The organism is Gilliamella sp. Lep-s35, from assembly GCF_009795845.1.
GTDB lineage: Bacteria > Pseudomonadota > Gammaproteobacteria > Enterobacterales > Orbaceae > Gilliamella.
Genome location: NZ_WTEX01000026.1, coordinates 25,901 through 33,207 on the forward strand (window position 1 = coordinate 25,901; position 7,307 = coordinate 33,207).

Genomic DNA, 7,307 nt, shown 5'->3' on the forward strand with positions numbered 1-7,307 from the left:
AATGGTTTTTGTTCGATTAGATAAATGGCTTTGGGCCGCAAGGTTTTATAAGTCACGAGCATTAGCCCGTGAAATGATTGATGGCGGTAAAGTGCATTATAATGGTCAACGTACTAAACCAAGTAAAATTGTTGAAGTTGGTGCAACTATAACGCTTCGTCAAGGTTCCGATCAAAAAACTATTCAAATTTTAGCTATTAGTGAACAACGAAGAACGGCCACTGAAGCTCAACAACTTTATCAAGAAACTTCTGACAGCATTGCTAAACGTGAAGCAATAGCACAAGCACGTAAACTTAATGCATTGACAATGCCTCATCCAGATAGAAAGCCAGATAAAAAGGAGCGGCGTGATTTGATTAAATTTAAATATGATAGGCAACAAGGTGACAATAGTTAATATGGATACTTTAAATCGATTTTTATTTGATAACCACTCAATTCGTGGTGAAATTACCCGTCTTGAACAAACATACCAAGCGGTGTTAGATAATCATACTTACCCTGTTGCAGTACAAAATTTACTTGGTGAATTATTGGTTGTAACCAGTTTATTAACAGCAACACTAAAATTTGAGGGTGATATTGCGGTTCAGTTGCAAGGTGATGGTGCTTTGTCGTTAGCGGTTGTTAATGGTAATGATCAGCAACAGTTGCGTGGCGTTGCTCGGGTTAATGGTGAAATTGCTGACGACGCAACACTTAAAGATATGGTGGGTAATGGTTATATTGTTATTACTATTACACCTAAAAATGGTGAGCGTTATCAAGGTATTGTTGGGTTAGAAAAAGATACACTTATTGGTTGCATCGAAAACTATTTTATGCAATCAGAGCAGCTTCCTACTCGTTTATTTGTGAAAACAGGTGTACATAATAATAAGCCAATGGCAGCAGGTATTTTATTACAAATTTTGCCAGCTAATGATGATACTGCTGAATCATTTGAGCACCTAAGCGCATTAACCGAAACAATTACGGCTGATGAGTTATTACAGCTCTCTACTGACGAGATTTTGTATCGTTTATATAATCAAGAACAAGTGCGTCTTTTTGAAACACATGATATTACTTTTAAGTGCGGTTGTTCACGCCAACGTTGTGAAGATAGTTTAATGACGTTACCCGCTAACGAAATTGATGAGATCTTAAGTGAAGATGGTGGTAATATTGATATTCATTGTGATTATTGTGGAAAGCATTATTTGTTTGATTCTATCGATATTGCTGAAATAAGAAATAGGCACAAGGTCAATTACCATTAACCTTTAATTTTTCAATAAAAAGATACTAAACATTATATTTATAATTGTAGAAATTCCTCATGTTGTTTACAGTAATTTGAAAAATTACTGTTATAAGTATCCATAAGAAACAAAATTAACGCCTTATCACAGTCAAGCGATAGGGCGCTGATATCATAAAGAAAAATAACCATTACTAATTTGGCTAAACGCTTTATGGTCTGTAGCCAAACCTCTTATCACGTGCTAAATAAAGCTCAATTAAAGTTTTTATCCCTTTTTTTACCCCTTAAAGTAGTAAAAATGAACGTTATAAAACCATTAATTATGGTGTTAACAATCTGATTAAAATATAAAAATCAATTGAAGATAAATTAAAAAAGCAAGCTAAAGGCGATAACAAAACCTATCTGAGCGAAATACGACAGGTTAATAGCAAAGGTTTAACGTTACTTAAAAATCAAACGAAACAGCAAACTAGAGAATATTCACTTTCTGTTATCTATTTTATTTTTAGGTTTTTTATACATAAATGTAGTACGCTCCTGAAACTTTTTGAAAAAATAATCCTGTCTTTATTTATTTAAATAAATTATTAGGTTAGATAAAATGAGTAATAACTAGCATATCAACCAAAAATCGATAAAAATTACTAGCCGACAAACCAATAGAAAAACCAAAAGCGTAATATGAACTTTGAGTTGAGGCGTGAGATGATCAGCAAATATTTAGCGACTTAAAAGCGTGAAAACAAAAGTTTAAACGCTTTATTTATTTTTATAATACCGTTAAACGATTATAAAGCGATTTCAGGGAAAACGCCTTATAAGTTTTTAGCGAATTATTTTAATCATCAAGTGTAAACAGCTTGGCGTTTTCCTACACTCTAATTAAAAATTCTACTTACCGTCTATATCTTTTCCATAAATATGCTCAATAATGGCGTGATTATTGGCGATCTTCCATTTTATATTGAAATGATAAAGTGTGATTCCATAGGTTTGTTCACTATTATTATTTTGTTTGTACGCAGGTCTTGGATCTTGAGATATTACTTGGGTAATTAGTTGAGTAAGTTGAGGATAGTTCTGTTTTTGTAAATCTAATACTAATTGTGCTTTTTGTGAAAATTCAACAGTTAATTTTTCATCGGGAGTAGATTGCGCATATCCTGCAAAGGCGTTTGGATGACTGTCACAATAAGGTAGATAAGGTTTTATATCAATAATTGGTGTACCGTCGACTAAATCAAGGCTACCTAATTTCAAAATGATTTGTTTGTTTTCAATGATGATATCTTTTAATTCAACAGCTGAAAGACCAATATGATTAGGTCTAAATGGTGATCGGCTAGCAAATACGCCCATTGTTTTATTGCCACCTAAACGCGGTGGGCGGACGGTTAGTCTCCATTTTTCTGGATCGATATGGTGAAATAAAAATAATAACCACAAGTGTGAAAACTGTTCTAATCCTTTAACACTACTAGGATCGTTATAAGGAGCTAGCAAATGAAGTTCCCCTTTCCCTGCGCTAACTAAATTTGGCTGTCTTGGAACAGCAAATTTTTCACTATAGGGGGAGCGGATAATGCCGATGGGGTCAATTTGATATGTCATAATCCATATTTGATTGAATTTATTCTACAACTTGTTATTTCTATGTGAGAAAAAGCTAATATCGCCGACCTAAGCCGACGATATTAAGGTAAATAAATCGTTGTTATTTATTATTACCAACCACGAATCGCACCGCCATTAAAGATTTGGTTTGCTTTTTCAGCTACAGCTTCAGTTTGGTAAGATTTAACAAAGTTTTTGACGTTTTCATCATCTTTGTTATTTTCGTGCGCAACGATGATATTGACATATGGTGAGTCTTTATCTTCAACAAAAATTCCATCTTTACTTGGTGTTAAGTTTACTTGTCCTGCAAATGCATTATTGATGATTGCAAGATCAACTTGAGCATCATCTAGCGAACGTGGCAACATTGGTGCTTCAAGTTCAATAATCTTATAGTTGTAAGGATTGCTAGTAATATCAAGAACTGTTGGTAATAGACCTTTTGCTTTATCAACCGTAATCATTCCTTCGTGTTGTAATAATAGTAATGCTCGACCTAAATTTGTCGGATCATTAGGAATTGCAATCGTTGAATTGGCCGCAATAAAAAATGTTTCACCACGCGGTGAAGTTACTTTTACGCCTTCACCTGTTTCTTCTGATTGAGTAATAGGTTTGAGTTTTTTGGAATAACTAGCAATAGGATAAACAAATGAGTTACCAACTATAGATAATTTATAACCGCGTTCTTTGATTTGTTCATCTAAATACGGCTTGTGTTGGAAAGCATTTATATCAATTAAACCATCATTCAATGCTTGGTTTGGTGTAACATAATCATTAAAAATAACGAGTTCAATATCTAAATTATAAAGATCTTTTGCTTGTTGTTTCGCAACTTCAGCTACTTCTTGTTCTGGCCCTGAAATAACACCAACTTTAAGTGTGCTAGATTGGGTTTTATCTGCTGGTTTGTTATCTGTTGCAACTGATTGTTTATTATTGTCACAACCCGTTAAAAAAAATGCACTCACTAATGTGGTGATAAGTGCGAACTTTTTGATTGACATAAGATTCTCCAAAATTAATGATGAGTAGTGCGTTTAACAATACTATTGCCAATAAATTGAATAATAAAGACAATAATAATTAGTATAATTAAAACTGTATTCATTATAGCAGGCTTATAGCCATTATAGCCATATTGAATGGCGAGCTGGCCAAGACCTCCTGCACCGACAGCGCCGGCCATGGCAATATACCCTGTTAAGGTGATTAAAGTAATTGTCATACTATTTACAATCACAGGTAATGACTCTGGTAACAAAACTTTGTAAATAATTTGTAGCGGTGTTGCCCCCATGGAGCGAGCCGCTTCAATTAATCCCTTTGGCACTTCTAATAAAGCATTTTCAATCATGCGAGCAATTAATGGCGATACCCCAATACTTAATGGTACGATAGCTGCTTGTTTGCCAATAAAAGTTCCTATAAAGAAAGTAGTAAAAGGAATAATCCAGACAATTAATATAATAAACGGTATTGAGCGAAATATATTAGTAATAAATGAAAGTACACTATTTGCTACGTAACAATCTAGAATTTGTCCTTTTCTTGTTGTATAAAGTAATATGCCTATTGGTAAGCCAATAATAGAGCCCCAAAATCCAGACATAATGACCATATAAATGGTTTCATCTGTTGCTTGAGCCATTTTAAATAACATAGCTTCATTAAAACCATTAAAAGATGAACAAAAAACAACAAAATCGTTCCAAAAATTATATTGAGCTAAGTATCGAAATAATGTTTCGAAAGGTTTAAAAGAGGGAATAAAATCAAACATAACCTAGCACCTCTACTTTGGTATTATTGTTTTCTAAGAATTGAATTGCTGACGAAATACTTTTAGGATTACCATCCATTTGAGCTAGCATTAAACCAAATTTAACACCACCAGCATAATCCATTTGCGCGCTAATGATGTTGCTTTCGATATTAAATTCTTTAGCAATTTGTGATAACAAAGGTAAATCAACCGAAACTCCCGTAAATTCTAAACGAACTAAAGGATTAAGGTCTTCTTTTGGTTCTTGTGATAATCTTGCTAAATAATCGTCAGGGATATTTAGGTGTAAAGTTGATTGTATAAATTGTCTTGCTATATCGGTTTTAGCATGGGAAAATATTTCGCCGACCGATGATTGCTCAACTAATTCGCCATTACTGATTACTGCGACTTGATCGCAAATCTGTTTTACTACATCCATTTCATGAGTGATTAATAAAATAGTAAGTCCTAATTTTTGATTAATATCTTTCAATAATTTCAAAATAGAACGGGTTGTTTCGGGATCAAGTGCGCTAGTTGCTTCGTCGCATAAGAGCACTTTGGGATCACTAGCTAAAGCTCTTGCAATAGCAACGCGCTGTTTTTGCCCACCTGATAAATTAGCAGGGTACACATCTGCCTTTTCAGTCAATCCAACTAATTCAATAAGCTCGTTGACCTTTTGCTTGATTTTGGCTTTAGGGGTTTTATTAAGTTCTAGTGGAAAAGCGATGTTATCAAAAACAGTGCGCGAGGAAAGTAGATTAAAATGTTGAAAAATCATACTAATCTTTCGACGTACTTCAATTAGTTTTCTGTTTGATAGGTGAGTGATTTCTTGATTATCAAAAAATATTTTACCACTAGTCGGTTTTTCAAGTAAGTTAACACAACGGATAAGGGTACTCTTTCCTGCCCCTGATTTGCCAATAACACCATAAATCTTTCCTTGTGGAACATGTATAGTGATGTCTTTCAATGCATGAATAGAGGTTTTATTATGTTCAAATATTTTCGAAATATGCTGTAATTTTATCATAATATATAAAGACAAAAGATGAATGGGTGAATATTAAGACGTCTAGACATCTAAGTCAATCAATAATATGCTATATGAATTAGAGTAATACCTAAAGTTAAAAGGAAAAAAAGTAAATATGAAGCCAGCTATTTTTTTAGATCGAGATGGTACTATTAATATAGATTATAATTATGTACATACAATTGATAAATTCCATTTTATTGATGGTGTTATTGAGGCGATGCAACAGCTCAAGAAAATGGGCTTTTTATTAGTTATTACAACCAATCAATCGGGGATTGCCAGAAATATATTTACTGAAGAACAATTTCATACATTGACTGAATGGATGGATTGGTCATTACAAGATCGTGGTGTTGATTTAGATGGTGTCTATTATTGTCCTCATGATCCGCTAATTGATAACTGTGAATGCCGTAAACCAAGTCCAGGTATGATTCAAACAGCAGCTAAAGAACTAAAAATTGATATTGCTAATTCTTATATGGTCGGGGATAGAGTGTCTGACTTATTGTCGGGTAAAAAAGCTGGCGTTAAAAAAACTGTGTTAGTAAAAACGGGTGATACCATAACAGAAGAAGCATTAGAACAAGCTGATTGGGTTATTGGAAGTTTGGCTGATTTACCCAATAAAATAAAAGAAGAATCATAACTTTCTAAAACAATACTATCCTACGGCGTTTAAAATAAACGCCGTATAATTCTCATGATAGGTGGTGCTAATATTAATCCCAAAAATAGTGCATTAATAAAGTTCACTACATTTTGGCCAAAAGTATGAATGGTCTTGGTGAAAAAAAGAGAAAAACAACTTATAACGATCATCATCACTAATCCCCAATATAGAAAACTAATCGTATTTTTCTTATCAATTATGATTGGTAATCTAAGAATAAAGATGCATATTAAACTTATTCCTACCAAAGTGCTTCCATGTTGTAGTAATTGGTAGATAGGAATATTTGTATTTTTTAGTGAAATTGGTTGTTGTAAAAAAGGAAGGTGTGTTACAAAAAAGCCAGTTAAGTGAGTAAAACTGTCCCAACCAATATGCGACAATATGCCTATTAGTGCAGATGTTAAGACAATAAACCAATGATGCAAGCAATATTGATTCCAATTCAAAGCTAGATAATGAGCAAATCGTTTATAAAGGAAATGAGGCAAATTTTTGATTAATTCATTACGAATAATGGAGTGAAAGATAAAAGCAACAATTAATGTTATTGGCAGATCAAAATAAAAAATACCAAGTAAAGTATGGCTCATATCACTTTTTATTTTCATTCTAAGAAAATATTCAAAGTCAGGGGACATGCTACCTATAATTAAGGCTGTCATGGAAAAAAATTTAGGTCTTTTATAAAAAGGTAAAACAATTGCTGGATGTGCGAAAGTAAAAGGCATATGAAAATCCATCTTAAAAAGTTAGACAGAAGTAAAGATGTCATAACTGACATAATAAATAATAAAAAAGGAAATTTGTATAGGGCTAGTTTATTTTCAATACAGCACGTGTAAAAAAAGCACAAACAGAAATAAAATTGCAATTAACGCTTGCATGATTTTTTTAAGGCCCTATAATGCGCACCCACTGACACGCAGTCAGCGACAAGCAGACGGTG

8 protein-coding genes are annotated in these 7,307 nt (G+C 33.2%); 3 read left to right on the forward strand and 5 right to left on the reverse strand.

The genetic code is table 11. From position 1 onward, the window contains the following. The first annotated feature begins 1 nt into the window (after position 1). Both hslR and hslO read left to right on the forward strand, forming a co-directional pair. Positions 2 to 400 carry a ribosome-associated heat shock protein Hsp15 gene (hslR, locus tag GQ590_RS10275; RefSeq protein ID WP_160408844.1) on the forward strand — a complete coding sequence of 133 codons (399 nt, stop codon included), beginning with the start codon at positions 2 to 4 and terminating at the stop codon, positions 398 to 400. Beyond that, a complete protein-coding gene (hslO, locus tag GQ590_RS10280; RefSeq protein ID WP_160408856.1) occupies positions 393 to 1,265 on the forward strand; it encodes an Hsp33 family molecular chaperone HslO in 873 nt (290 codons plus the stop codon). Before hslR ends, hslO begins: the two co-directional genes overlap by 8 nt. A gap of 878 nt (positions 1,266 to 2,143) precedes the next feature. Here the strand turns inward: hslO and tsaA are convergent. The 4 genes from tsaA to metN all read right to left on the reverse strand — a co-directional run bounded on the left by tsaA (position 2,144) and on the right by metN (position 5,679). Next, entirely contained in the window at positions 2,144 to 2,866 is a 723-nt protein-coding gene (gene tsaA, locus GQ590_RS10285; RefSeq protein WP_160408858.1) for a tRNA (N6-threonylcarbamoyladenosine(37)-N6)-methyltransferase TrmO, read from the reverse strand. A 110-nt stretch (positions 2,867 to 2,976) separates the two neighbouring features. Beyond that, positions 2,977 to 3,879 carry a methionine ABC transporter substrate-binding lipoprotein MetQ gene (gene metQ, locus GQ590_RS10290; RefSeq protein ID WP_065636503.1) on the reverse strand — a complete coding sequence of 301 codons (903 nt, stop codon included), beginning with the start codon at positions 3,877 to 3,879 and terminating at the stop codon, positions 2,977 to 2,979. Positions 3,880 to 3,893: 14 nt separating this feature from the next. Beyond that, complete coding sequence (locus GQ590_RS10295) at positions 3,894 to 4,535, reverse strand: methionine ABC transporter permease (protein WP_065626227.1); 642 nt, start codon at positions 4,533 to 4,535, stop codon at positions 3,894 to 3,896. Positions 4,536 to 4,647: 112 nt separating this feature from the next. After that, positions 4,648 to 5,679 carry a methionine ABC transporter ATP-binding protein MetN gene (gene metN / locus GQ590_RS10300; protein ID WP_160408846.1) on the reverse strand — a complete coding sequence of 344 codons (1,032 nt, stop codon included), beginning with the start codon at positions 5,677 to 5,679 and terminating at the stop codon, positions 4,648 to 4,650. Between the two features lie 118 nt (positions 5,680 to 5,797). Here metN and gmhB point away from each other — a divergent pair, with 118 nt between their 5' ends. Next, the gene (gene gmhB / locus GQ590_RS10305; RefSeq protein ID WP_160408848.1) at positions 5,798 to 6,334 is read left to right on the forward strand and encodes a D-glycero-beta-D-manno-heptose 1,7-bisphosphate 7-phosphatase; all 537 of its coding nucleotides are present in this window, start codon (positions 5,798 to 5,800) and stop codon (positions 6,332 to 6,334) included. A 29-nt stretch (positions 6,335 to 6,363) separates the two neighbouring features. On the opposite strand, the gene GQ590_RS10310 is transcribed toward gmhB, so the two are convergent. Beyond that, positions 6,364 to 7,089: a DUF4184 family protein gene (locus tag GQ590_RS10310; RefSeq protein WP_160408850.1), complete on the reverse strand. Its 726-nt coding sequence runs from the start codon at positions 7,087 to 7,089 to the stop codon at positions 6,364 to 6,366. Positions 7,090 to 7,307 lie beyond the last annotated feature (218 nt).